This window comes from Martelella mediterranea, assembly GCF_004342225.1.
Taxonomy (GTDB): domain Bacteria; phylum Pseudomonadota; class Alphaproteobacteria; order Rhizobiales; family Rhizobiaceae; genus Martelella; species Martelella mediterranea_B.
Window position 1 is genome coordinate 146,278 of the sequence record NZ_SMAR01000001.1, and the last position, 24,101, is coordinate 170,378.

The 24,101-nt window shown below is 55.5% G+C and carries 19 protein-coding genes; 13 read left to right on the forward strand and 6 right to left on the reverse strand.

Annotation, left to right across the window (positions count from 1 at the left end; translation table 11 throughout):
- Nucleotides 1-30: 30 nt before the first annotated feature.
- The 4 genes from EDC90_RS00665 to trxB all read right to left on the reverse strand — a co-directional run bounded on the left by EDC90_RS00665 (nucleotide 31) and on the right by trxB (nucleotide 5,111).
- Nucleotides 31-1,002 carry a zinc-binding dehydrogenase gene (locus tag EDC90_RS00665; RefSeq protein WP_132307474.1) on the reverse strand — a complete coding sequence of 324 codons (972 nt, stop codon included), beginning with the start codon at nucleotides 1,000-1,002 and terminating at the stop codon, nucleotides 31-33.
- 88 nt (nucleotides 1,003-1,090) lie between these two features.
- Nucleotides 1,091-2,206 carry an alkene reductase gene (locus EDC90_RS00670; protein WP_132307476.1) on the reverse strand — a complete coding sequence of 372 codons (1,116 nt, stop codon included), beginning with the start codon at nucleotides 2,204-2,206 and terminating at the stop codon, nucleotides 1,091-1,093.
- Between the two features lie 1,010 nt (nucleotides 2,207-3,216).
- Nucleotides 3,217-4,113 carry a LysR family transcriptional regulator VtlR gene (locus EDC90_RS00675; protein WP_132307787.1) on the reverse strand — a complete coding sequence of 299 codons (897 nt, stop codon included), beginning with the start codon at nucleotides 4,111-4,113 and terminating at the stop codon, nucleotides 3,217-3,219.
- 20 nt (nucleotides 4,114-4,133) lie between these two features.
- Nucleotides 4,134-5,111, reverse strand: coding sequence for a thioredoxin-disulfide reductase (gene trxB, locus EDC90_RS00680; RefSeq protein WP_132307478.1), 978 nt, complete (start codon nucleotides 5,109-5,111; stop codon nucleotides 4,134-4,136).
- Nucleotides 5,112-5,336: 225 nt separating this feature from the next.
- Here trxB and EDC90_RS00685 point away from each other — a divergent pair, with 225 nt between their 5' ends.
- The 11 genes from EDC90_RS00685 (at nucleotide 5,337) to EDC90_RS00735 (ending at nucleotide 18,833) form a co-directional block, all read left to right on the forward strand.
- Nucleotides 5,337-5,801 carry an Lrp/AsnC family transcriptional regulator gene (locus EDC90_RS00685; RefSeq protein ID WP_132307480.1) on the forward strand — a complete coding sequence of 155 codons (465 nt, stop codon included), beginning with the start codon at nucleotides 5,337-5,339 and terminating at the stop codon, nucleotides 5,799-5,801.
- A 122-nt stretch (nucleotides 5,802-5,923) separates the two neighbouring features.
- Entirely contained in the window at nucleotides 5,924-7,096 is a 1,173-nt protein-coding gene (zapE, locus tag EDC90_RS00690; protein WP_132307482.1) for a cell division protein ZapE, read from the forward strand.
- Nucleotides 7,097-7,254: 158 nt separating this feature from the next.
- Complete coding sequence (gene mdh / locus EDC90_RS00695) at nucleotides 7,255-8,217, forward strand: malate dehydrogenase (RefSeq protein ID WP_132307484.1); 963 nt, start codon at nucleotides 7,255-7,257, stop codon at nucleotides 8,215-8,217.
- 45 nt (nucleotides 8,218-8,262) lie between these two features.
- On the forward strand, nucleotides 8,263-9,459 hold the full coding sequence (gene sucC / locus EDC90_RS00700; protein ID WP_132307486.1) for an ADP-forming succinate--CoA ligase subunit beta: 1,197 nt from the start codon (nucleotides 8,263-8,265) through the stop codon (nucleotides 9,457-9,459).
- A 7-nt stretch (nucleotides 9,460-9,466) separates the two neighbouring features.
- A complete protein-coding gene (sucD, locus tag EDC90_RS00705) occupies nucleotides 9,467-10,372 on the forward strand; it encodes a succinate--CoA ligase subunit alpha (protein ID WP_132307488.1) in 906 nt (301 codons plus the stop codon).
- Nucleotides 10,373-10,542: 170 nt separating this feature from the next.
- Nucleotides 10,543-13,527 carry a 2-oxoglutarate dehydrogenase E1 component gene (locus tag EDC90_RS00710; protein WP_132307490.1) on the forward strand — a complete coding sequence of 995 codons (2,985 nt, stop codon included), beginning with the start codon at nucleotides 10,543-10,545 and terminating at the stop codon, nucleotides 13,525-13,527.
- Nucleotides 13,528-13,622: 95 nt separating this feature from the next.
- A complete protein-coding gene (gene odhB, locus EDC90_RS00715; RefSeq protein WP_132307492.1) occupies nucleotides 13,623-14,849 on the forward strand; it encodes a 2-oxoglutarate dehydrogenase complex dihydrolipoyllysine-residue succinyltransferase in 1,227 nt (408 codons plus the stop codon).
- Nucleotides 14,850-14,873: 24 nt separating this feature from the next.
- Nucleotides 14,874-15,488, forward strand: a complete 615-nt coding sequence (locus tag EDC90_RS00720) for a LysE family translocator (protein WP_132307494.1) — start codon at nucleotides 14,874-14,876, stop codon at nucleotides 15,486-15,488.
- A 17-nt stretch (nucleotides 15,489-15,505) separates the two neighbouring features.
- Entirely contained in the window at nucleotides 15,506-16,141 is a 636-nt protein-coding gene (locus EDC90_RS00725; RefSeq protein WP_132307789.1) for a LysE family transporter, read from the forward strand.
- A 102-nt stretch (nucleotides 16,142-16,243) separates the two neighbouring features.
- On the forward strand, nucleotides 16,244-17,650 hold the full coding sequence (gene lpdA / locus EDC90_RS00730) for a dihydrolipoyl dehydrogenase (RefSeq protein WP_132307496.1): 1,407 nt from the start codon (nucleotides 16,244-16,246) through the stop codon (nucleotides 17,648-17,650).
- 190 nt (nucleotides 17,651-17,840) lie between these two features.
- Nucleotides 17,841-18,833, forward strand: coding sequence for a lactate/malate family dehydrogenase (locus tag EDC90_RS00735; RefSeq protein ID WP_132307498.1), 993 nt, complete (start codon nucleotides 17,841-17,843; stop codon nucleotides 18,831-18,833).
- A 10-nt stretch (nucleotides 18,834-18,843) separates the two neighbouring features.
- On the opposite strand, the gene EDC90_RS00740 is transcribed toward EDC90_RS00735, so the two are convergent.
- Nucleotides 18,844-19,605, reverse strand: coding sequence for a DUF4239 domain-containing protein (locus EDC90_RS00740; protein ID WP_132307500.1), 762 nt, complete (start codon nucleotides 19,603-19,605; stop codon nucleotides 18,844-18,846).
- Between the two features lie 179 nt (nucleotides 19,606-19,784).
- Complete coding sequence (locus EDC90_RS00745) at nucleotides 19,785-20,732, reverse strand: tyrosine recombinase XerC (protein ID WP_132307502.1); 948 nt, start codon at nucleotides 20,730-20,732, stop codon at nucleotides 19,785-19,787.
- Nucleotides 20,733-20,874: 142 nt separating this feature from the next.
- On the opposite strand from EDC90_RS00745, the gene EDC90_RS00750 reads away from it, so the two are divergent.
- Together EDC90_RS00750 and EDC90_RS00755 are read left to right on the forward strand one after the other, a co-directional pair.
- Complete coding sequence (locus EDC90_RS00750; protein ID WP_132307504.1) at nucleotides 20,875-21,774, forward strand: GNAT family N-acetyltransferase; 900 nt, start codon at nucleotides 20,875-20,877, stop codon at nucleotides 21,772-21,774.
- Between the two features lie 81 nt (nucleotides 21,775-21,855).
- Entirely contained in the window at nucleotides 21,856-24,075 is a 2,220-nt protein-coding gene (locus EDC90_RS00755) for a primosomal protein N' (RefSeq protein ID WP_132307506.1), read from the forward strand.
- The last annotated feature ends 26 nt before the right edge of the window (nucleotides 24,076-24,101 follow it).

Below are 24,101 nucleotides of genomic sequence, written 5' to 3' on the forward strand. Positions count from 1 at the left end.
GCGTGCTCCTTTCCGGAAGGCTGAGTGTTGTCAGCCCTTCATCATGATTTTGCCGTTACGGCCCGGTGTCAGAGCGGCATCTACGGCTTCGATAATATTATCCAGCGCATAGACGCCGCCGACATCAAGCGGAAGCTTGCCGGAGGCTGCAAGGCCAATCAGTTCCTTCATGAGCGCGGCTTTTTTCTCCGGTTCCATATCGCGGATAACACGCGCACCCCAGAAACCTTTGATGGTCAGTTGTTTAAAGATCACTTCGCCGGATGCAACCGGAACCGGTTCGCCAGTGGCTGAACCGAAGGTGACGAGGAGACCGTCATCCCCAAGAAGGCTGATGAGATCAGCCGCTGCCTTACCGCCAACCGAATCGACGGCAGCTTTTGCACCCTTTTCGCCGGTGATGGCCCGGACCTTGTCCTGCCAGCCGTCCTCAGTGGTTACGACGATATTCTCAAGATTACTGATTTCCTCCGCCGCTTCTGCGCGACGAACAAGGTTGACAACATTAACGCCGCGAGACTTCGCCAGAACGGCAAGGATTTTGCCAACGGCACCATTGGCTGCCGTCTGGATTACCCAGTCGCCTTCCGAAACATTCAGAAAGTCGTGAAGTGAGATGGCGCTGAACGGCATGGCAACCAGCTGGGCGGCGGCCTCATCTTCAATCGCATCGGGCAGGGGGATGACGGAGCCGCCTGGCACGGTAAAGTATTCGCTCCAGCTTCCGCGCACGCCTGAAGCCGTCACGCGCTTTCCCATCAGCCCTTCGTCCACGCCTTCACCAACGGCCTCAATCGTGCCGACTGCTTCGGAGCCACCGATAGCCGGAAGGTCAGGCTTGTAGCCATAAGTGCCTCGCACAGTCCACAGGTCGTGATTGTGGATCGGCGAGAGGGTCATACGTACCAGAACTTCTCCGGCTTTGGGTTCGGGTTTGGCGATCTCTCCGGCGTTCAACACGTCGCGTGGTTCACCAAACGTATCGTGTGTTGCGGCTTTCATATCTGACTCCTTTTGTCATGCCCGCTTTGTGCCGAGGGGCGGCAACGCGCGGTTTCTGCAGCCAGATTTAGGTCTTCAAATCAGAATTTCAGCCACCGAGCATCGGATAATCGACATAGCCCTCTGCTCCGCCGCCATAAAGTGTTTTCTGATCCATGGTATTCAAAGGCGCATTGATACGAAGACGGCGCACCAGATCAGGGTTGGCAATATAGGCGCGGCCAAAACAGATCAGGTCCGCGCGTTCCTTTTCCAGTGCATCGATGGCCATTGTCCGGTCATAACCATTATTGACCATCCAGGCGCCAGTGCCTTCGGTGCGATAATAGGTTTCGCGCATTTCATCATAGTTGAAGGGGCGCTCGCCCTGATAAAACGCGCGGTCGCCGCCGGTTGCACCTTCAATGATATGCACATAGGCGAGGTCATAGGCGCTGAGCTGGCTTGCCACATAGTTGAACAGCAGCTGTGGGTTCTCATCCTCGATATCATTGGCAGGCGTAACCGGGGAAAGACGAATGGCTGTGCGGCCTGCGCCGATTTCTCGCGAGATTGCACCGACAACATCGAACATGAAGCGGGCGCGGTTCTCAACCGGGCCGCCATAAAGGTCGGTTCGCTGATTAGTTCCGGAGCGCAAAAACTGGTCAATCAAATAACCGTTTGCTGCGTGAATCTCCACACCGTCAAAACCTGCCGTCATTGCGTTACGCGCCGCCTGCCGGAAATCCTCGATAATGCCGGAAATCTCAAAAGGCTTCAGCGCCCGTGGCACTGAGGTTTCGACAAAGTCCCCCGTGCCGTCAGGATAAATGACAAACGTTTTGGCTTTGGCCTGTAATGCCGAGGGCGCAACCGGCGGATCACCGAAGGGCTGCAGTGACTTGTGTGAAATGCGCCCGACATGCCAGAGCTGGCAGAAAATTTTTCCGCCCGCTTCATGGACGGCTGCTGTGACCTGCTTCCAGCCCGCAATTGCTTCGTCTGTGTAAAGTCCGGGCACATGAGAATAGCCCTGCGCCTGCGCGGTAATCGCTGTCGCTTCTGAAATGATCAGGCCGGCAGAAGCGCGTTGCCTGTAATATTCTACGTTGAGCGCTCCCGGTGTCGCGTCCGGCGCCCGGTTACGGGTGAGAGGCGCCATGACAATCCGGTTTTCCAGCGTCACGTCGCCGATTGTGATGGGGTCAAAGAGATTGGCCATGAATTCCCTTCCAGAGCCGTAAACCAAACATACGGTCAGATCACATCTGTAGCGTAAGCCCGTACTTCAGGCAATTCCACCCCGCAGATTACAGCATCGGCCAGCAGGAAGTCGGGCGCGTCTCTTGGTTTCTTTTCGGACGGAAAGTGAGGCCGTCTGCGCACAGGCAATGGCCTGCCGGAGGCGAAAGCATGCGTAGTGAAGCCCAAAAATCGCGCAAAAAAAAGGGCCTCCAAATGGGGCCCTGTATAAGTTGTGAAGGTTAAACCTCCAGAGGGGAACAGCTGCTGCGGCGGGACTGGAGAGCCAACCGCCAACGCATCAGCTGTAATTCGATATGGTTCTTTTTTGTGCGCAATGCAATAGTTTTCATCGCTTGATGCGAAAAAAAAGTTCAATTTGTGCGGGATAAAAAAAGAGGGCCACCGAAAAATCGGGGCCCTTTAAAGTTAGAAGGCTTCTCAAAACCTCCAGAGGGGAACAGCTGCTGCGGTGCACCAAGGAGAAGTTGGGCACCAACTGCATCAGCTGTGTGCGATATGCTCTTGAATTAGGCATAACACAAGTTTCCTTTGTGCATGGCAGCCATGCATTTTTTGAAAAATACCTACTTTTGTGTGCAAAATATATTCAGTGATGAATGTTGACTAAAAAATGTGCAAAATTTATCGTTTGGTTTATATTTTTTTAGAGGCTGGAACTTGTGCATTCATCTTTTTCTGTAGGTTTTGACTTACGTTTTTAGGCCGGAAAAGTTCAGGCGTGTGAAATTTCGCGCTGTTCAGAAGCTGTCTGTATGATCCCGTCGTGAAAAAAACACGATTCGCGGTGCTTCATTCTCTTGTTGGATGTTCGGGTAGGGAAGGAGCCGGGCAAGTCGGTGCAGTTAACCACAGTGACTTGATGGGCAGGCAGCGGTTGGCAGGCTCTGATCGTAACGTTCTGATGCTGTTACGAAGACCTGACCATCGCATCACGGAGTGTTTATCCACTCCCGCAGAGTTTGCTTCTCAGAAGCTCCAGTTGCGTGATTTTGACACGATAAAGTCGCGGAAGACTTTCAATTTTGCTGAATTCTTCATTTCATCCGGATAGCAGAAATATGTGTCGAAAGTCGGAACGTCGGCATGTGTTACCAATTGCAGCAAGCCGGGATCGCGACCGACAATATAGTCTGGCAGCATGGCGATACCAATGCCGAGCAGCGCTGCGCGCTTGATTGACGTTAGCGAGTTGATCTGCAGATGGGCGGGGCGAGGGTTATCAGAAGAGCGTCCTGCGATTTCCAGCCAGTTCACATCCAGCAGGTAACCCGGCGCCGGTTCGCCAAAGGAAATGATCCGGTGATTATCGAGGTCTTCGATCGACTGCGGCTCGCCGTGGCGGTTGATGTAGGAGGGTGACGCGTAGACGTGCATATGCACGGTGAACAGTTTGCGCTGTATGAGGTCCGGCTGCTGCGGTTGCCGCAGCCGGATGGCGCAATCGGCATGGCGCATGTTTACATCCAGCTCTTCATTGTCGAGAATAAGCTGGATCTGCATATCAGGATAAAGCTGCAGAAACTCCTGAACCTTGTCTGTGAGCCAGCCCTGTCCAAGTCCGACCGTTGTCGTGACGCGAAGCTTGCCCGAGGGCTTTTCCTTGGTTTCGGTCAGGCGGTTGCGAACGCCCTCCAGTTTCAGCAGAACGTCATGCGCTGTCCTGTAGAGCAATTCACCCTGCTCGGTCAGGATCAGGCCGCGCGCGTGGCGATGAAACAGTTTGACGCCGACATCCTGCTCCAGCGCGCTGACCTGCCGGCTGATGGCCGATTGTGAAAGGTGGAGCTTGTCGGCGGCATGCGTAAACGAACCGGCCTCCGCTGCGGCATGAAATATCCGCAGCTTATCCCAGTCGAGAGGCATGCTCGTGCTTTTCATTGTCTCTACTCCGCAGCCGCCAGGGTTCCGGCTTTCTGGCTGGTCAAAAAGCGTTCTGCTTCAAGGGCTGCCATACAGCCCATTCCGGCGGCTGTCACCGCCTGACGATAATTATCGTCTGTCACATCGCCCGCACCGAAGACACCTTCAATACTGGTTCTTGTCGTGCCCGGTTCTGTCCACAGGTAACCGTTCGGTTTCAGTTCCAGCTGGTCTTTAATCAGATCCACTTGCGGTGCATGGCCAATGGCGACGAAAACCCCGTCAGTGTCCAGTGTCTTCTCTTCGCCGGTTTTGGCGTTTTTCAGGCGCACCCCGGTTACCGATGGCGGAAGCGGCGGCACGGCTGCTGTTCCTGTGATTTCCTCAACCGTATGGTTCCAGATGATCTTGACGTTTTCCATCGCAAACAAACGCTTTTGAAGAATCTTTTCAGCGCGGAACGCATCGCGGCGATGCACGACCGTTACGGATTTGGCGATATTGGCCAGATAAAGCGCCTCTTCGACGGCGGAGTTACCGCCACCAACAACCACCACATCCTTATTGCGGTAGAAAAAGCCATCGCATGTTGCGCAGGCCGAGACGCCACCGCCGTTGAATTTCTGCTCGCTTTCCAGACCAAGCCATTTGGCCTGAGCGCCGGTCGCCAGAATAACCGTATCCGCAGTCCAGGTCTCGCCGGAATCCGTCGTCGCCGTAAATGGGCGCCTGGAAAGGTCGAGGTGATTGACGACATCATTGACGATGTCTGCTCCGACATTTTCTGCCTGGGCCAGCATTTGTTCCATCAGCCAGGGACCCTGTATAGGGTCGGCAAAACCGGGATAGTTCTCCACGTCTGTTGTGATCGTCAGCTGGCCACCCTGTTCCAGTCCGGCGATAAGTGTCGTCTTCATCATCGCACGGGCTGCATAAATCGCAGCGGTGTAGCCGGCCGGGCCGGAGCCAATGATCAAAACCTGCGTGTGATGGTTGGTCATGCGTAATCCTTGGGTTCAGCGCTCAACACGTCTTAATGGAATCGCCTGCGCCGATTTATATTCTCTCAGCTTCCATTTATGGCCGGACCGGCGGCAGATTCAAGGCCGGAGGTAAACCTACCAACAGTCGATTTCAATTGGTTGAAAGAATCATGCTGATTGTTGTAATTATATTGCGCATAGCCGCTCTTTCGGGCGAGTACACCGCAATTTAAGGAATATTTCATGCGCGCCGATCTCGATGTCGTTGATCTCAGGATTTTGCGTGAGCTTCAGCGCGATGGACGTATGACCAATGTTGAACTCGCCGAACGGGTTGGTATTTCGGCTCCGCCCTGCCTGCGCCGTGTGCGCCGGCTGGAGGAGGCTGGCATCATAGAGGGCTATAATGCCATGCTGAATGCCCCGAAGCTTGGCTATGATCTTGTCGCCTTCTGTATGGTTGGACTCAAGCATCAGTCTGAAACCGAGCTCAAATCCTTCGCGCAGGCTACATCGGACTGGTCAATGGTGCGGCAGGCTTGGATGACGTCGGGGGAGACGGACTTTCTGCTGCATTGTGTTGCGGAAAACCTGATGCAGTTTCAGGACTTCGTGATTGAGGTGCTGACGGCGAATGCCCATGTCGATACCGTGCGCACCATGCTGACGATCCGCCAGGTAAAGAAAGAAGGGCTGGTCGCTATTTGAGTGCGCTGCGGCCATCTGTCCTGACTGAGGGGTAAATACCAGCCACTTCGCCTTGCGGTTCTTTCGGGTTCCTGTCATGTCAAAGCCATGAACCGCCTCTCATACATTCTGTGGATTTTTTCATGACCGTTCTCGCCCTTCAAAGCGTGACTGCACGCCTTAACGCGCTCACCGAAGATGGAAGCCTGAAGGCCGATGGGGCGCAACTGGCTGTCGCTGAGAAGCTTGATCATATTCTGGGTGCACTTGCCGACGCTCCGGAAAAGAAGAATGGCGGCTTGCTATCCCGTATTCTGGGTAAAACGCGCAAACCCGGTGGGCCTGTCGTTCCGGGGCTATACGTCCACGGCTCTGTCGGGCGCGGCAAGACCATGCTCATGGATATGTTTTTCGATGTCGCGCCGATTGAAGATAAGCGCAGGGCGCATTTTCATGAATTCATGGCCGATGTGCAGGACCGGATTAATGCCTACCGCCGCAAACTGAAGGCCGGTGAAGTCAAGAAGCCCGACCCTGTACCGCCTGTTGCTGATGATATTATCGCGGAAGCGCGGCTGCTGTGCTTTGATGAGTTCACGGTCACCGACATTGCCGATGCGATGATCCTGTCGCGGCTTTTCTCCGCCCTTTTTGAGCGGGGCTGTGTACTCGTCGCGACCTCGAATCTCGCGCCCGATGATCTCTACAAGGATGGCCTCAACCGCGGGCTTTTCCTGCCCTTTATTGACATCCTGAAGGTCAATGTCACGGTAACGACACTCGATTCCGATACCGACTACCGCATGGAGAAGTTTGAGAGCCGCCCCGTTTACATGACGCCGCTCAACGATGAGACCCGGCAGAATATGGAAGAAAGCTGGATGCATCTGACGCGTGGGCGTGACGGTGAACCGGCTTCAGTGGAAGTGCGCGGCCGCATGCTTTATGTGCCGAAGGCCTGCGACAGCTTTGCCCGATTTTCGTTTTCCGATCTTTGTGAAAGCCCGCTCGCAGCAGCGGATTACATGGCGATTACACGCCGGTTCTCGACAGTCTTTATTGAGGGTGTACCGATTTTGGAGGCTGAACGGCGCAATGAAATCAAGCGCTTTATCATTCTGATCGATACGCTTTATGATCGCCACATTCGTGCCGTCATTTCTGCGGCTGCCATGCCGGAGGAACTTCTGGTTGTGCGGCAGGGGCGTGAAGGGTTTGAATTTGATCGCACGGTTTCACGACTTTTTGAAATGAGAAGTGCCGATTATCTTGCGGCGCACAAGGAGAAATGGGGCGAAATAGGTGAATTATCCTAAAAATTTTTACGTAAAAGTAAATAAAAATGGATATAACCGATTGAAAATATTGGCTTCGGAAAAATCGGTTGAATTTTAGCTCCATTGCCGATATCCCAAGCCGGACATTTGGCGGACCTTGACGTTCGTCTAGGAACAGTTTTTCAGAGGATACATTCATGGCGCGCAAAAAAATCGCACTCATCGGATCCGGCATGATCGGCGGCACGCTCGCCCATCTGGCTGGCCTGAAAGAACTCGGTGACATCGTTCTCTTCGATATCGCTGACGGCCTGCCGCAGGGCAAGGCGCTGGATATCGCAGAATCTTCCCCGGTTGATGGCTTTGACGCGAAGCTTTCCGGTGCATCCGACTATGCAGCCATCGAAGGCGCAGATGTCTGCATCGTGACTGCCGGTGTTCCGCGTAAGCCGGGCATGAGCCGTGATGATCTCCTCGGCATCAATCTGAAAGTTATGGAAGCTGTTGGCGCCGGCATCAAGCAGTATGCGCCAAACGCCTTTGTGATCTGCATCACCAACCCGCTCGACGCGATGGTCTGGGCCCTGCAGAAGTTCTCCGGTCTTCCGGCTGAAAAAGTCGTCGGTATGGCCGGCGTTCTCGATAGCGCCCGTTTCCGTTACTTCCTGTCGGAAGAGTTTAACGTCTCCGTTGAAGATGTCACCGCCTTCGTTCTTGGTGGCCACGGCGATACCATGGTCCCGGTCGCCCAGTACTCGACGGTTGCCGGCATTCCGCTTCCCGATCTGGTCAAGATGGGCTGGACCACGCAGGAAAAACTCGATGCCATCATTGATCGCACCCGCAAGGGCGGCGGCGAAATCGTTGGCCTGCTGAAGAACGGTTCTGCTTATTATGCTCCGGCTGCTTCCGCGATTGCCATGGCTGAAAGCTATCTGAAGGACAAGAAGCGGGTCATGCCTGCTGCGGCCCACCTGACCGGCCAGTATGGCGTTGACGGTATGTATGTCGGCGTTCCGATCGTTATCGGTGAAGGTGGCGTTGAGCGTGTTGTCGAGATCGACCTTCAGGGCGAAGACAAGTCGGGCTTCGATAAGTCGGTTGAGGCCGTGAAGGGGCTCTGCGATGCCTGCAAGGAAATAGCCCCCGCTTTGACATAAGTGATTTCGAAAAAAATCCCATTCTTTTAAGAGGACGGATATCTGATGAATATTCATGAATATCAGGCCAAAGCCCTGCTGAAGGGCTACGGCGCGCCGGTTGCTGACGGTGTCGCCATCCTGAGCGCCGACGAGGTCGATGCTGCCGTCGGCAAGCTGCCTGGTCCCCTTTATGTTGTTAAGAGCCAGATCCACGCCGGTGGCCGCGGCAAGGGCAAGTTCAAGGAACTGCCGGCTGACGCAAAGGGCGGCGTTCGCCTCGCCAAATCGGCCGACGAGGTCAAGGCCTTCGTTAACGAGATGCTCGGCAACACGCTGGTCACAAAGCAGACCGGCCCCGCCGGTAAGCAGGTCAACCGCCTCTATATTGAAGACGGCGCCGATATCGATCGTGAGCTTTACTGCTCGCTCCTGGTTGACCGCACGGTCGGCCAGGTCGCTTTCGTGGTTTCCACCGAAGGCGGCATGGACATCGAGACCGTGGCTGAGGAAACGCCTGACAAGATCGTCACCGTTGCGATTGACCCGGAAGCCGGTGTGACCGCTGAAAACATCAAGACGCTGAATGAAGCGCTGAAGCTTGAAGGCGACGCGGCCAAGGACGGCGAAGCGCTGTTCCCGATCCTCTACAAGGCCTTTGTCGAAAAGGACATGAGCCTTCTGGAGATCAACCCGCTGATCGTTATGGAAAACGGTCATCTGCGCGTTCTTGACGCCAAGGTCTCCTTCGATGGCAATGCGCTCTTCCGTCACGACGATATCCGCGAACTGCGCGATACGACCGAAGAAGACGCCAAGGAAATCGAGGCCTCCAAGTATGACCTCGCCTATGTTGCGCTGGACGGCAATATCGGCTGCATGGTCAATGGCGCCGGTCTTGCCATGGCAACAATGGACATCATCAAGCTCTATGGTGCCGAGCCTGCAAACTTCCTCGACGTCGGTGGCGGCGCTTCGAAGGAAAAGGTCACGGCAGCCTTCAAGATCATCACGGCCGATCCGGCGGTGAAGGGCATTCTGGTCAACATCTTCGGTGGCATCATGCGTTGTGATGTGATCGCTGAAGGCGTGATTGCGGCCGTGAAGGAAGTTGGTCTGCAGGTTCCGCTGGTTGTCCGTCTTGAGGGCACGAATGTGGAAATCGGCAAGAAGCTGATCAACGAATCCGGCCTCAACGTGATCGCCGCTGACGATCTCGATGATGCCGCTCAGAAAATCGTAAGCGCCGTTAAGGAGGCTTGAGGAACCCATGTCTATTCTGGTCAATAAAGACACCAAGGTTCTGGTTCAGGGCCTGACCGGCAAGACCGGTACGTTTCACACCGAGCAGGCGCTGGCCTATTACGGCACCAAGATGGTCGGCGGTATCCACCCGAAAAAGGGTGGCACCGAATGGTCATCCGGTGTTGATGGCACTGCTTTGCCAATCTTCGCTTCCGTTGCTGAAGGCAAGGAAAAGACCGGCGCTGATGCGTCCGTGATCTACGTTCCGCCGGCAGGCGCGGGCGCTGCGATCCTGGAAGCGATCGAAGCCGAAATTCCGCTGATCGTCTGCATCACCGAGGGTATCCCGGTTGCAGATATGGTGAAGGTCAAGGCACGGCTTGAGAAGTCGAATTCGCGGCTGATCGGCCCGAACTGCCCGGGCGTTCTGACGCCGGAAGAATGCAAGATCGGCATTATGCCGGGCTCGATCTTCTCCAAGGGGTCGGTCGGTGTCTTGTCGCGTTCGGGCACGCTCACCTATGAAGCCGTGTTCCAGACCACCAATGAAGGGCTCGGCCAGACAACGGCTGTCGGCATCGGCGGCGATCCGGTCAAGGGCACCGAGTTCATCGACATGCTGGAAATGTTCCTCGCCGACGATGCGACCGAATCGATCATCATGATCGGCGAAATCGGCGGTTCGGCTGAAGAAGAAGCAGCCCAGTTCCTGAAGGACGAGGCCAAGAAGGGCCGCAAGAAGCCGGTGGTTGGCTTTATTGCAGGCCGCACAGCCCCTCCCGGCCGCACGATGGGCCATGCCGGTGCTGTGATCTCCGGCGGCAAGGGCGGCGCAGAAGACAAGATCGAGGCGATGGAATCGGCTGGCATCAAGGTGTCGCCTTCTCCGGCCCGTCTCGGCAAGACGCTGGTTGAACTCCTGAAGGGCTGAGCCAGATAATGATCAAGATACCGTGATGGCGGCCTCAGGTCGCCATCACGGATTTGCCGTTTCGACTTGCTGCGGTCATGATCGCAGTCGAATGGTTTTCATCCGATGGCCGGCATGTTCGGACCATCTGTTAAAAATGCGGGAGGCGGACGCGATCCGCTCAGGTGCACATGGCAAGGCAAGAAGCCAACGAACAATTCCTTCTGACGTCTTTTCTCGACGGCGCCAACGCGAATTATATCGAGCAGCTTTACGCAGCTTATGAAGATAATCCGAACTCTGTTTCAGAAGAGTGGCGGTCTTTCTTCAAATCGCTGGGCGACGAGCCGGATGCGGTCAAAAAGGCAGCAGGCGGTGCTTCGTGGAAGAAAGACAACTGGCCGGTTAAGCCAAGCGACGAACTGACAGCGGCGCTCGATGGCAACTGGCATGACGTGGAAAAAGTCGTCGAGCAGAAGATCAAGGACAAGGCGGCCGCCGGTGGCAGTGCGATCTCGAATGAAGATGTGCTGCGTGCAACCCGCGATTCTGTCCGCGCTTTGATGATGATCCGCGCATTTCGCATGCGTGGTCACCTTCATGCCAAGCTTGATCCGCTCAGCCTGGCAGGCATGGCGGACGACGATTACAACGAATTGTCGCCGCAGGCATACGGCTTCACCGATGCCGATATGGATCGCCCGATTTTCATCGACAATGTTCTGGGGCTGGAATATGCCACGATCCCGGAAATGGTCGATATCCTGAAGCGTACCTATTGCACGACGCTTGGCGTCGAATTCATGCACATTTCCAATCCGGAAGAAAAATCCTGGATTCAGGAGCGTATTGAAGGCCCGGAAAAGGGCATCTTCTTCACGGAGATGGGCAAAAAGGCTATTCTTCAGAAGCTGGTTGAAGCCGAAGGTTTCGAAAAATTTCTCGATACCAAATACAAGGGCACCAAGCGTTTTGGCCTTGATGGCGCAGAATCGCTGATCCCGGCTCTGGAGCAGATCATAAAGCGCGGCGGTTCGCTGGGGCTGGAAGAGATCGTTCTGGGCATGCCGCATCGCGGACGCCTCAATGTCCTCTCGCAGGTGATGGCAAAAACGCACCGTGCGATTTTCCATGAGTTCAAGGGTGGTTCCTTCAAGCCTGATGACGTTGAAGGTTCCGGTGACGTGAAGTACCACCTTGGTGCTTCCTCAGACCGTGAGTTCGATGGCAACAATGTTCACCTGTCGTTGACAGCCAATCCGTCGCATCTGGAAATCGTTGATCCGGTGGTCATGGGTAAGGCCCGTGCGAAGCAGGATATCATCGCCACCCGTCGCGAAGGCGAGGTCGTTCCGCTTTCAGAACGCGCCAAGGTTATGCCGCTTCTGCTGCACGGTGATGCCGCGTTTGCCGGTCAGGGCGTGGTTGCAGAAATCCTCGGCCTTTCCGGCCTGCGTGGTCATCGCGTTGCCGGCACAGTGCATTTCATCGTCAACAATCAGATCGGCTTTACCACGAACCCGGCCTTCTCGCGTTCGTCGCCCTATCCCTCTGACGTTGCCAAGATGATCGAAGCGCCGATCTTCCATGTGAACGGTGATGATCCCGAGGCGGTGGTCTATGCGGCCAAGGTTGCGACCGAATTCCGCATGAAATTCCACAAGCCGGTCGTGATCGATATGTTCTGCTATCGTCGTTTCGGCCATAACGAGGGCGATGAACCTGCATTCACGCAGCCGAAGATGTACAAGGTCATTCGCGGCCATAAGGTTGTGACCGATCTTTACGCTGATCGCCTGATCGAAGAAGGTCTGCTGACCAAGGAAGAATTCGATAGGATGCGTGCCGACTGGCGCGAGTTTCTCGGTCAGGAGTTCGAAGCGGGGCAGTCCTACAAGCCAAACAAGGCCGACTGGCTCGACGGTGAATGGTCCGGTCTGCGTACGGCGGATAATGCCGATGAGCTGCGTCGTGGAAAGACATCCATGCCGATGAAAACGCTGAAGGAGGTCGGGCAGAAACTGACCGAGGTTCCGGAAGGCTTCCACGTTCACAAGACGGTCAAGCGTTTCCTCGACAACCGTTCCAAGATGATGGAAACCGGTGAGGGCATCGACTGGGCGATGGCTGAAGCGCTCGCTTTTGGCGCTCTTTGCCATGAAGGCTTCAAGGTGCGTCTGTCCGGTCAGGATTCCGAACGCGGCACATTCTCGCAACGCCATTCGGTTCTTTATGATCAGGAAAGCGAAGATCGCTATATCCCGCTTCAGAACATCCGTCCCGGTCAGGGCCGTTACGAGGTCATCAATTCGATGCTCTCTGAAGAGGCGGTGCTTGGTTTCGAATATGGATATTCGCTCGCACGTCCGAATGCACTGACGTTGTGGGAAGCCCAGTTCGGCGACTTCGCCAATGGCGCGCAAGTGGTATTCGATCAGTTCATCTCGTCGGGTGAGCGCAAATGGCTCAGAATGTCGGGTCTCGTCTGCCTCCTGCCACATGGCTATGAGGGGCAGGGGCCTGAGCACTCTTCGGCACGCCTTGAACGCTGGCTGCAGCTTTGCGCGGAAGATAACATGCAGGTTGCCAATGTGACGACGCCTGCCAACTACTTCCACATTCTGCGCCGGCAGCTGAAGCGTGACTTCCGCAAACCGCTGATCCTGATGACGCCGAAGTCTCTGCTGCGTCACAAGCGGGCACAGTCGAAGCTGTCCGAGATGGCCGGTGAAACCGCCTTCCATCGTCTGTTGTGGGACGACGCGGTTGAGAATGACACGCCAATCAAACTGGTGAAGGATTCCAAAATCCGTCGTGTGGTTCTGTGCTCGGGCAAGGTCTATTACGATCTGTTCGAAGAGCGTGAAAAGCGCGGTATCGACGATGTGTACCTGCTGCGTGTCGAACAGCTTTATCCGTTCCCGGCAAAGGCGCTCATCAACATGCTGTCACGGTTCAAGAATGCCGAGATGGTCTGGTGTCAGGAAGAGCCGAAGAATATGGGCGCATGGTCGTTCATCGAGCCATACCTGGAATGGGTTTTGACGCATATCGACGCCAAGCACAGCCGCGTGCGTTATGCTGGCCGCCCGGCATCTGCATCTCCGGCAACCGGCCTCATGTCGCGCCACCTTGCACAGCTTTCAGCATTCCTTGAAGATGCGCTTGGCGAATAACTTCAGAATGTAATACAGGCCGGTCTGCCCGGCCTGTCCAGCGCCCTTGAGGCGTTTAAGAAACGAGACACTTGTCAAAATCGGGACTTTTAGAAATGGCCACTGAAATTCGCGTTCCCACTCTGGGTGAATCCGTTACCGAAGCCACGGTCGGCACCTGGTATAAAAAAGTCGGCGATGCGATTGCCGCCGATGAGCCGATCGTAGAGCTTGAAACCGACAAGGTGACGATCGAAGTGCCGGCGCCTGCCGCTGGTACGCTTTCGGAAATCACCGCACAGGAAGGCGAGACCGTGGAGCTGGATGCTCTTCTTGGCCAGATCGCCGAAGGTGAGGGCGCTGCTGCTGCTCCGACAGCAGACAAGAAAGAGGAAGCACCAAAGCAGGAAGAGGCCAAGGCTGAAAAGCCTGCTGAACCCTCCGGCTCGGATATGCCTGCCTCTCCGTCTGCATCCAAGATGATGGCTGAAAAGAATGTTTCCGCCGATCAGGTTGAAGGTTCCGGAAAGCGTGGGCAGATCCTTAAAGGCGATGTCATTTCAGCTGTTGCAAAGGGGACGTCTGCACCGGCTGCGCCTGCTTCCAAGGCACCGGCCCGCGCACCTTCGAAGGTTGAGGATGCTGACCGCGAAGAGCGCGTCAAGATGACCCGCTTGCGCCAGACGATTGCAAAGCGTCTGAAGGATGCACAGAACACCGCGGCGATGCTGACCACCTATAACGAAGTCGACATGACTGCCGTTATGGAAATGCGCAAGAAGTACAAGGACCTGTTCCTGAAGAAGCACAATGTGAAGCTCGGCTTCATGGGCTTTTTTGCCAAGGCAGTCACCCATGCGCTCAAAGAGCTTCCTGCGGTTAATGCAGAGATCGATGGCACCGACATCATCTACAAGAATTTCTGCCATATCGGTGTTGCTGTTGGCACCGACAAGGGACTCGTCGTGCCGGTCGTTCGCGATGCCGACCAGATGTCGATTGCCGAGATCGAAGCCGAGATTGCGCGTCTGGCAAAGGCTGCCCGCAGCGGCGAGCTGTCCATGGCAGACATGCAGGGCGGGACGTTCACCATCACCAATGGTGGTGTGTACGGTTCGCTGATGTCGTCGCCGATCCTGAATGCGCCGCAGTCCGGCATTCTGGGTATGCACAAAATCCAGGAGCGTCCGATGGCGATCGGCGGTCAGGTCGTCATCCGTCCGATGATGTATCTGGCGCTGTCCTATGACCACCGCATGGTTGATGGTCAGGAGGCCGTGACCTTCCTCGTGCGCGTCAAGGAAAGCCTCGAAGATCCGGAACGCCTGGTTCTCGATCTTTAATCACAAAATGGAAGGGGCAGGGCCATGAGCATCGAGTTTTTGATAACCGCGCTGATTGTGGTCCTGGTCCCCGGAACGGGCGTGGTATATACACTCGCGACAGGTCTTTCTCAGGGGCGCATGGCATCTGTTGCCGCCGCGCTTGGGTGCACTTTGGGTATTGTTCCGGCTATCATTGCCTCAGTTGCGGGTCTGGCTGCGTTGTTTCACACAAGCGCAGTGCTGTTTCAGTCTCTGAAGTTTGCAGGCGTGGCTTATCTGCTGTTCCTGGCTTGGCAGGCTCTGAAAGAGACTGGCTCTTTAGCGGTTTCGAATGCCCCCCGTGCAAAGCGCCCGTTATCCGCGATCATTCGTGACGGTTTTCTCCTGAATATCCTAAATCCGAAATTATCCGTGTTCTTTTTGGCCTTCCTGCCGCAGTTTATCGAGCCCGGCGTTGAAAACCCGGTATTGGTTATGCTGCTGTTGTCGGCGTCGTTCATGGCCATGACGTTCATCGTTTTTGTGCTTTATGGACAATGTTCTGCGCTGCTGCGTCAGCGGGTCTTGTCGAGTGAACGGGCGATGACGTGGCTGCGCCGCAGTGTGGCTTTCGCATTCGCCGGTTTTGGCCTGAAGCTGGCCTTGTCACGGCAATAAGGACGGTTCTGGCGATGATGCACCAATATCTCGTTGAGCTCAGTGCTTTGATGGCGATTTTCGCATTTGTGATTATCGCGCCCGGCGCAGATACAGCGATGGTTATCCGGCAGGCGCTGGTGCATGGAAGACGTTCCTCTGTACTCACCAGTTTGGGCATCGGTACGTCGCTTCTTTTTCATGTGGGATACACGATCCTTGGCCTGGGCCTGATTATTTCACAGTCGGTCCTGATGTTTAACGTGATCAAATGGCTGGGGGCAGCTTATCTGATCTATCTCGGCATTCAGTCGTTCCGGACAGGCAAAGTTGAGTTTTCTGTGCGCGCTGAGGCCAGCGATAAGGCTGTTCAGGGGATGATGAAAGCGTTTTCACTCGGCTTTCTGGCCAATGCGCTGAACCCGAAACCCGTCCTGTTTTTCCTGTCTGTTTTCTCAACTGTCGTCAGTGTTGAAACGCCGTCGGCAGTCAAGCTTGGTTACGGCGCTGTGATGGCGAGTTGCCTGATTGCCTGGTTTGTCAGCGTTTCGCTTTTTCTGACGATGCCTGCAATGCGGGCCGGGTTTGAGAAGGCCAGCAAATGGATCAACCGGGCCAGCGGTGCTGTGTTCATTGTTTTCGGGCTGAAGCTCGCGACGGAAAGGGCCGGATGACCATGCACATCCGTATTGAAAATCATATGTAAGTTCGACGGGAGTCGGCCCGGTATGAGCAGTAGACCAGCCGATGACCGCAAAACGTAAGAAGGAAATCCCATGGCATACGATCTTATCGTTATCGGTTCCGGTCCCGGCGGCTATGTCTGCGCGGTCAAGGCATCTCAGCTTGGTCTGAAGGTTGCTGTTGTTGAAAAGCGCGCGACCTATGGCGGCACCTGCCTGAATGTTGGCTGCATTCCCTCAAAGGCTCTGCTGCACGCCTCCGAACAGTATGCGCATGCTGCACACGGCATGGAAAGCCTTGGTGTGAAGCTTTCCGGTGTTGCGCTTGATCACGATAAGCTGATGGCGCACAAGGACGGGGTCGTTAAGGCGAATGTCGATGGTGTTGCTTTCCTGTTCAAGAAAAACAAGATCGACGGGTATCAGGGCACCGGCAAGATCGTTGCGCCCGGAAAAGTATCCGTTGCCAAGGAAGACGGTTCTTTCGAAGAGCTGGAAGCAAAAAACATCGTGATTGCAACCGGCTCCGATGCAGCCGGTATTCCCGGCGTTGATGTCGATATCGATGAAGAGACCATCGTGACGTCCACCGGTGGCATTGCACTGAAGAAGGTTCCGGAAAAAATGGTCGTGGTCGGCGGCGGTGTGATCGGTCTGGAATTGGGCTCAGTCTGGTCGCGTCTCGGTGCCAAGGTCACTGTTGTTGAATTCCTCGATAAGATCCTTGGCGCTATGGACGGTGATGTTTCCAAGCAGTTCCAGAAAATGCTTGCAAAACAGGGTCTCGATTTCAAACTGTCTTCGAAGGTCACGGCTGTCGAGAAGACCGGCAAGGGCGCAAAGGTAACGTTTGAGCCAGTCAAGGGCGGCGACGCTCAAACGCTTGATGCCGATATTGTTCTGGTTTCCACCGGTCGCAGGCCGTTCACAGAAGGCCTTGGTCTGGAAGAAGTCGGCGTCAATCTCGATGAGCGCGGCCGCGTCGAGATCGATGGTCACTTCAAGACCAATGTTGATGGCATTTATGCGATCGGCGACGTCGTCAAGGGACCGATGCTCGCCCACAAGGCTGAAGACGAAGGTGTCGCACTGGCTGAAATTCTCGCGGGTCAGGCCGGTCACGTCAATTATGAGGTCATCCCGAGCGTTGTTTACACGCAGCCGGAAGTCGCTTCCGTTGGCAAGACCGAGGAAGAGTTGAAAGCCGCCGGTGTCGCGTACACAGCCGGTAAATTCCCCTTCATGGCCAATGGTCGCGCCCGGGCCATGGAAGCGACTGACGGCTTCGTCAAGGTTCTGGCGGACAAGGAAACGGATCGTGTCCTCGGCGTACATATCGTTGGCTTCGGCGCTGGTGAGATGATCCATGAAGCTGCTGTGCTGATGGAGTTTGGCGGATCTTCAGAAGACCTTGGCCGCACCTGCCACGCTCATCCGACGATGTCGGAAGCTGTCAAGGAAGCCGCCATGGCCACCTTCTTCAAGCCGATCCACATGTGATTTCCGAAGGAAGTCCGGATAATCAAAAAACGGTCCGCATCCGCGGGCCGTTTTTCGTTTTGAGATCAGGTGGTTTCACCATTTGTCCTATCGCAAGGGGAAGTGGCGGCCATCGCTTTAGAGATACCAGGCAAATACCGTGCGTTTGGGAGGTCGTGCGGGCGTGCCACAAAGGAAGCAAGAGAAGACAATGCACAAGAATAAACTGGTTGTTGTCGGCGTCGGGCACGTCGGCTCCTATGTTCTGGCCGATGCGATGAAAGCCGGGCTTTTTGCCGAGATTGGTGTGATCGACATTCTCGACAACGTTGCCTTCGGTGAGGCGCTTGATCAGGCACAGGCCACCGCTCTGACCTATATGAACAATGTTGATGTGCGATCGGGTGGGTATGAGCAGTGCGCAGATGCAGATGTGATTGTCATTGCTGCCGGTCCGAGCGTGCTTCCAGACCCGGATGACCCCGATGGCGAGCCGGATCGCTCGCTCCTGACGAAAACCAATTGTCAGGTTATTCGGGAGGTGATGGCGGGTATCACAAGATACACGCAGGAAGCCATCGTCATTCTGATTACAAACCCGCTGGATACGATGGTCTATATCGCCGAAAACGAATTTGGCTACCCGAAGGGTCGTGTTTTTGGAACCGGCACGATGCTGGATTCAGCGCGACTGAGAAAACTGTTGGCCGACACTTATTGTATCGATCCGAAATCCGTGACCGGTTACATGATGGGAGAGCATGGCTCTACGGCTTTTCCGGTGCTCAGTCATTTAAGTGTCGGGGGCATACCCTTTGATCAGGTCGGCGCGTATCTTGAGGCCAGTGCCGATATCAATGATCCCGATACGGTCAAGACAAAGATCGTCTCAGCGGCCTATCAGGTGCTGAACGGAAAGGGCTGGACAAATGCCGGTGTAGCGCAATCGGCGATTACAATGGCAAAGTCGGTGCTGCTGAATGAGCGCAGTATCTACCCTGCGTCAACAACACTGCGCGGACAGTATGGCCATGATGGCGATGTGGCGCTGAGCATGCCCTGCATAATCGGACGCGAAGGTATTATATGCCAGCTCGCGGTTGAGCTGAATGCGTGGGAAGCGCAAAAGCTTGAGGAGTCTGTCGCCTTTATCAAGCAGGCGATGCGCGACGCAGAAACCGGTCCTGAACACGCACCTGCCTGAACGTTCACGGTCAAAGGCTCTGATCAATCTCCAGAGAAGATGCCTGGATCTGTTCCACGCCGGCATAAGGGTTGGCGTGGATCACCAGTATCCAGAGACATAAGGTCGCGGTCATTACATAAAGTGTCAGCGCCATTCGGCCTGCACGCACACGATCGGCATGAACGGCTGCTATGGCAAATGTCGTCAGCAGGGTAAGGCTGATCAGCATATACCACTTGTACTGATCGACGGTGGTATTTGCGATTGCCAGACGGATAGATCTGGCCTCCTGCAGGTCATCAAAAATACTCACGGTCTGCGCGATAATCGCCTGCGGAGCATCCCCGCGCGCAATGTCCATGATAATGATCCGGATGCTCTGCAGAGAACGCTCGACCGAACGTGCCGGATACAGATTCTTGTTTGTCTGCCATTCATCCCGCACGACGCGTTCCTGATAGCGTTTTACGGCGTGCTCGAGTTTATGAGAGTTGAGAACTTCAGGACCCGCGTTCCCTATAAGGCGCTGGATCGCGGAACGCTCCGCACTTATGCCCCGATCAGCCTGAGCGTTCAGGGCCCATATGTCGGCTGCGACGAAGCCTAAAGAAAGTGCCCACGCGGTTGCGACAGTTCCGGTAAAGGCACCGATTGGAACTGCGTAGGAATCGCTGCCGGTGACCTTGGCCAGAAGGGCAAGAGCCATGTGGGCAATGCCATAGAGAGCAACACCGCAAAAGATGAACAGGATGATCGACAGAAAAAGGGGCAGACCGAACAGAAAAGACACGTGATTTCCTGATGTTGGACGAAAATTCCGGTGCAGAAAAAATATCGGAAAATGGGTGGTAACGTGCGAAGACGACCATGGCCTATTAATACAGTAATTTGCTGCGGTATCAATTCAATCACGATAAAGGTGGTGCTGAAGTCGTGATGCCGCCAGACCGGGAGTGCATCTGGTGGGGCTTATTGATCGTGTGTCGCACTGGGATGCGTTCGGTCATAGATCTCCAGAAGCCGGGTTGTGTCGACACCGGTATAGACCTGCGTTGTTGAAAGGCTGGCATGGCCGAGCAACTCCTGAATGGTGCGCAGATCGCCTCCCGCTGCCAGCAGATGCGTTGCAAAAGAATGCCGCAACGCATGTGGTGTTGCCGTATCCGAAAGCCCGAGTGCACCACGCAGAGCCTGCATTTCGCGTTGAATGATGGCAGGCTGCAGTTTCTTTCCGCGCAAGCCTCTGAAAAGTGGTTCTTCGTCAGGAAGATGATAAGGGCAAAGCGCAACATATTGCTCGACGGCAGAAAGTGCTGCAGGCAGAAGCGGAACCATCCGCGTCTTGTTGCCTTTCCCTGTGATCCGCAGGCTGTCTGACCTTCTTGTAAAAGCCTCTGGTGTGAGGCCGAGTGCCTCTGAGATGCGAAGCCCGCAGCCATAAAGCAGGCAAAAAACTGCTGCATTTCGTGCCGCCACCCACGGTTCTTCGGCCAGTTGTGTTCCTGCCTCGGCAAGCGCCAGAGCATCTTCAGCCTTCAGCGGCTTGGGAAGTGCGCGCGGTTGCTTGGGAGCACGCATGGCCCGGACACCGGCGGCATTGGCAAGCCCCTTCTTTTCCAGCCAGCGCAAAAAGGAGCGGATCCCTGCCAGATCTCTGCCCAGTGTTCTTGCCTGTGAACCGCGGCTTCTTCGATATGCGAGGTAGGCGCGAATATCCGCAGGCCGCAGTGTCTCGATGTCGCCAAGGCTTGCCGGTCGCGCGATATGCTGACACAGGAAGGTCAGGAACTGGCGCGTGTCACGCTCGTAAGCTTCAATCGTGTTTTCGGCAAGGCGGCGCTCGCCCATAAGAACGCCAAGCCACTCTTGACGCAGAGCAAGCAATCGCGCATCTGCAGGAACCAAAATGTTATTCATGCATTCTCCGCTTGATGTCAGGCTTGCCGGAGACAGATTTTGCAGTAAATTGGGTTACTAAAAACCTAAGAGATCAGGGAGGCGTCATTGTTTTATCATATGGATTTGCAATACAGACCTTCCAGCACAAGCAGGGCGATCAATGGCGCGTCGTGATTCTTCATCCTCGTTGGGGCAGTTTGCAGAGACTGTGGCGCTTGTGTCCCAGGGGCGTCCCGGACACATCGTTGACACGCTGATTGCAGAGCGTGGCGAAAAGATCGTCCACAGTCCGTTCTGGCCCGTTATGCGGCCTTTTCTTTATACATTGCTCGGTTATGGCAAGGCGATGGAATTCGCCAATGATACCGAGACGATGAATGGCCGTGAAGTCTTTGATTACCTGTCGGGAAAGCTGAACCTCAATGTGAACTGCACCGGGTTTGAGCGTATCCCTGAAAAGGGTGGTTTTCTGATGGTGCCCAACCACCCGACCGGCATTGCAGATGGCGTGGCTGTTTTCGATCTGCTTAAAGAGCGCCGGCCGGATATGACATTCTTCGCCAATCGCGATGCTGTCCGGGTGAATCCGCGGCTTGTGGAGATGATTATTCCGGTCGAATGGCGCGACGAATTCAAAAGCAAGATCAAGGCGCGCGAAACACTGCAGGTCACGAATCGGGCGATCAAGGAAGAAAAGGCCATGATCCTTTTCCCGTCTGGTCGCATTGCCTACTGGGCGGATGGCAAGCTGAATGAGCGGCCCTGGAAGGCATCAGCCGTTGGTTTTGCCCGGAAATACAACCTTCCTGTCCTGCCTGTGAATCTCAAAGCGCGAAACTCTGGCCTTTTCTACTGGTTCGCGAAATGGTCGACCGAGCTGCGCGATATGACCGTTTTCCACGAGCTCCTGAATAAGAAAGGCGACCGCTTCGATTTCACCGTTGGAAATCTGATCCAGCCCGATCAGCTGGCTGGCGATTCAGCCGAGGTGACAGCGGCGCTCGAGAAGCACACTGTGGTATCGTTGGCAGAAAATCCGGACGCTGAATTCAAAATCTGATTGCCCGATGCTTTTACCGCGATGCCTTTCTTCTGTTGAATGGGCTTTTCCTGACCGCCTCTGACAGGCACTGTCTTTTTCATGACACGAGATTCGTTTGATCTTTTCGGCAAACCGGCCGCACCGCCCGCTTCGCGCAGTGTTCCGGTCATGGTGCCGTTGCCGGTTCCCGGCCCTTATTCCTATGCGGTCCCTGATGGTATGCCGGTTTTCCCCGGTTCCGTTGTGCAGGTGCCCGTCGGTCCGCGCAAGGTCATCGGCATCGTCTGGGATGAGAGTGCGCAAGACGGTAACGTTCCGGCCCGCAAGCTGCGGCCGATTGAACATGTTTTTGATTGTCCGCCTGTTTCAGATGAGATGCGGAAATTTATCCAGTGGGTTGCCGGATACACGCTGACGCCGCCGGGCCTTGTCGCCCGCATGGCCGTACGCGCGCCAGCAGCACTTGACCCGGAGCCCATGGTGGAGGGGCTTGTGCTGACCGGCGAAACGCCGGATCGGCTGACACCTGCGCGAAAGCGCGTGCTTGAAATGGCTGAAAACAGTGCCGGATGGACGCGTCTGGGCCTTGCCAGGGCCGTCGGTGTGAGCGCAAGCGTCATCGATACAATGATGAAGAAAGGCGTCTTCGATACGGTTTTTCTGCCCCCGCCGCCGATTGTGGGGACGCCGGATGCCGACCATGCACCACCTGTGCTTTCCGGTGATCAGGCAGAAGCAGCAGAAGCCCTTCGCGACCTTGTGGCTGAAGGTGGTTTCGGCGTCACGCTGATCGATGGGGTGACAGGATCAGGCAAGACCGAGGTCTATTTCGAAGCCGTCGCTGAAACCCTGAAGCGCGGCAAGCAGGTTTTGATTCTGTTGCCCGAGATCGCCTTGACGTCTGTGTTTTTGAAACGCTTCGAAGACCGTTTTGGCGCAAAGCCGGGGGAGTGGCATTCCGATCTGCCACCGCGCATGCGCGAAAAGGTCTGGCGGCAGACTGCAGAAGGCGCGGTTCGTGTTGTTGCCGGTGCGCGATCAGCCTTGTTCCTGCCATTTCAGGAGCTTGGCCTGATCATCGTCGATGAGGAACATGACTCGGCCTACAAGCAGGAAGACCGGGTTTTCTATAATGCCCGCGATATGGCTGTGGTGCGGTCTCGCATTGGCGGGTTTCCAGCCGTTCTGGCTTCTGCAACGCCCTCGGTGGAAAGCCAGGTCAACGCAATGGCGGGGCGCTATGAGCGCCTGCACCTGCCCGGACGCTTTGCTGAAGCGGCTATGCCGGACCTGAAAACAGTCGACCTTCGGCGCCATCCCCCTCAGCGCGGCGGATTTCTTTCCCCCGTGATGCTTTCGGCTATAAAAGATACGGTAGGGCGCGGAGAACAGGCGCTGTTGTTTCTGAACCGTCGAGGCTATGCGCCGTTGACGCTTTGCCGTGTCTGTGGGCATCGGTTTCAGTGCCCTAACTGTGCCAGCTGGCTGGTCGAGCATCGTTTTCGTGGTCAACTGATGTGCCATCATTGCGGCCATGCCGAACCAGTGCCGGAGGCCTGCCCGGAATGCGGAACGCTTGATCATCTGGCAGCGTGTGGGCCGGGCGTTGAGCGGATCGCAGAAGAGGTCGAACAGCATTTCCCGGACAAGCGGACAATTATTCTGTCATCCGATATGGCGGGTGGGGTCAAACGTTTGCGACTGGAGCTTGATGCTGTTGCCAATGGCGAAGCTGATATCGTCATTGGTACGCAACTGGTCGCGAAAGGGCATAACTTTCCGTTGATGACACTCGTCGGAGTGGTCGATGCAGATATCGGCCTTTCCAATGGTGATCCGCGTGCCGCGGAGCGCACTTTCCAGCTTCTGTCGCAGGTAACGGGGCGTGCCGGACGGACCGGGCGAAAAAGTATCGGTTTGATTCAAACCTACCAGCCGTCACATCCAGTCATGCAGGCAATCATATCCGGCGACGCGGATGCTTTTTATGAGCGCGAAATCGCAGAACGCGAGAAGACCAGTCTGCCTCCGTTCGGCAGGCTGGCGGCCGTCATCGTTTCTTCTGAGAACCGTTCGGATGCGGAAAATCATGCGCGTGGTCTTCGTGCTGCGGCGCCCCCTTCCGCGACAATTGACATTCTTGGCCCTGCAGAGGCGCCTCTGGCATTGATCAGAGGGCGCTATAGGTTCAGACTTCTGGTTCATGCGCGCAGAAGCGATGACGTTCAGGGTTATCTCTCAGCGATGCTGGACAAGGGGCCAAAGCCCCGCGGCTCGATTCATGTCCAGCTCGACATTGACCCGCAAAGCTTTCTGTAGCTAGAAGTAAATAAGAGCCGTTCGCG

Excerpts from the sequence above, each read along its gene's own strand:
- EDC90_RS00665 (WP_132307474.1), bottom strand. The coding sequence starts at position 1,002 with ATGAAAGCCGCAACACACGATACGTTTGGTGAACCACGCGACGTGTTG.
- EDC90_RS00670 (WP_132307476.1), bottom strand. The coding sequence starts at position 2,206 with ATGGCCAATCTCTTTGACCCCATCACAATCGGCGACGTGACGCTGGAA.
- EDC90_RS00675 (WP_132307787.1), bottom strand. The coding sequence starts at position 4,113 with ATGCCTCTCGACTGGGATAAGCTGCGGATATTTCATGCCGCAGCGGAG.
- trxB (WP_132307478.1), bottom strand. The coding sequence starts at position 5,111 with ATGACCAACCATCACACGCAGGTTTTGATCATTGGCTCCGGCCCGGCC.
- EDC90_RS00685 (WP_132307480.1), top strand. The coding sequence starts at position 5,337 with ATGCGCGCCGATCTCGATGTCGTTGATCTCAGGATTTTGCGTGAGCTT.
- zapE (WP_132307482.1), top strand. The coding sequence starts at position 5,924 with ATGACCGTTCTCGCCCTTCAAAGCGTGACTGCACGCCTTAACGCGCTC.
- mdh (WP_132307484.1), top strand. The coding sequence starts at position 7,255 with ATGGCGCGCAAAAAAATCGCACTCATCGGATCCGGCATGATCGGCGGC.
- sucC (WP_132307486.1), top strand. The coding sequence starts at position 8,263 with ATGAATATTCATGAATATCAGGCCAAAGCCCTGCTGAAGGGCTACGGC.
- sucD (WP_132307488.1), top strand. The coding sequence starts at position 9,467 with ATGTCTATTCTGGTCAATAAAGACACCAAGGTTCTGGTTCAGGGCCTG.
- EDC90_RS00710 (WP_132307490.1), top strand. The coding sequence starts at position 10,543 with ATGGCAAGGCAAGAAGCCAACGAACAATTCCTTCTGACGTCTTTTCTC.
- odhB (WP_132307492.1), top strand. The coding sequence starts at position 13,623 with ATGGCCACTGAAATTCGCGTTCCCACTCTGGGTGAATCCGTTACCGAA.
- EDC90_RS00720 (WP_132307494.1), top strand. The coding sequence starts at position 14,874 with ATGAGCATCGAGTTTTTGATAACCGCGCTGATTGTGGTCCTGGTCCCC.
- EDC90_RS00725 (WP_132307789.1), top strand. The coding sequence starts at position 15,506 with ATGCACCAATATCTCGTTGAGCTCAGTGCTTTGATGGCGATTTTCGCA.
- lpdA (WP_132307496.1), top strand. The coding sequence starts at position 16,244 with ATGGCATACGATCTTATCGTTATCGGTTCCGGTCCCGGCGGCTATGTC.
- EDC90_RS00735 (WP_132307498.1), top strand. The coding sequence starts at position 17,841 with ATGCACAAGAATAAACTGGTTGTTGTCGGCGTCGGGCACGTCGGCTCC.
- EDC90_RS00745 (WP_132307502.1), bottom strand. The coding sequence starts at position 20,732 with ATGAATAACATTTTGGTTCCTGCAGATGCGCGATTGCTTGCTCTGCGT.
- EDC90_RS00750 (WP_132307504.1), top strand. The coding sequence starts at position 20,875 with ATGGCGCGTCGTGATTCTTCATCCTCGTTGGGGCAGTTTGCAGAGACT.
- EDC90_RS00755 (WP_132307506.1), top strand. The coding sequence starts at position 21,856 with ATGACACGAGATTCGTTTGATCTTTTCGGCAAACCGGCCGCACCGCCC.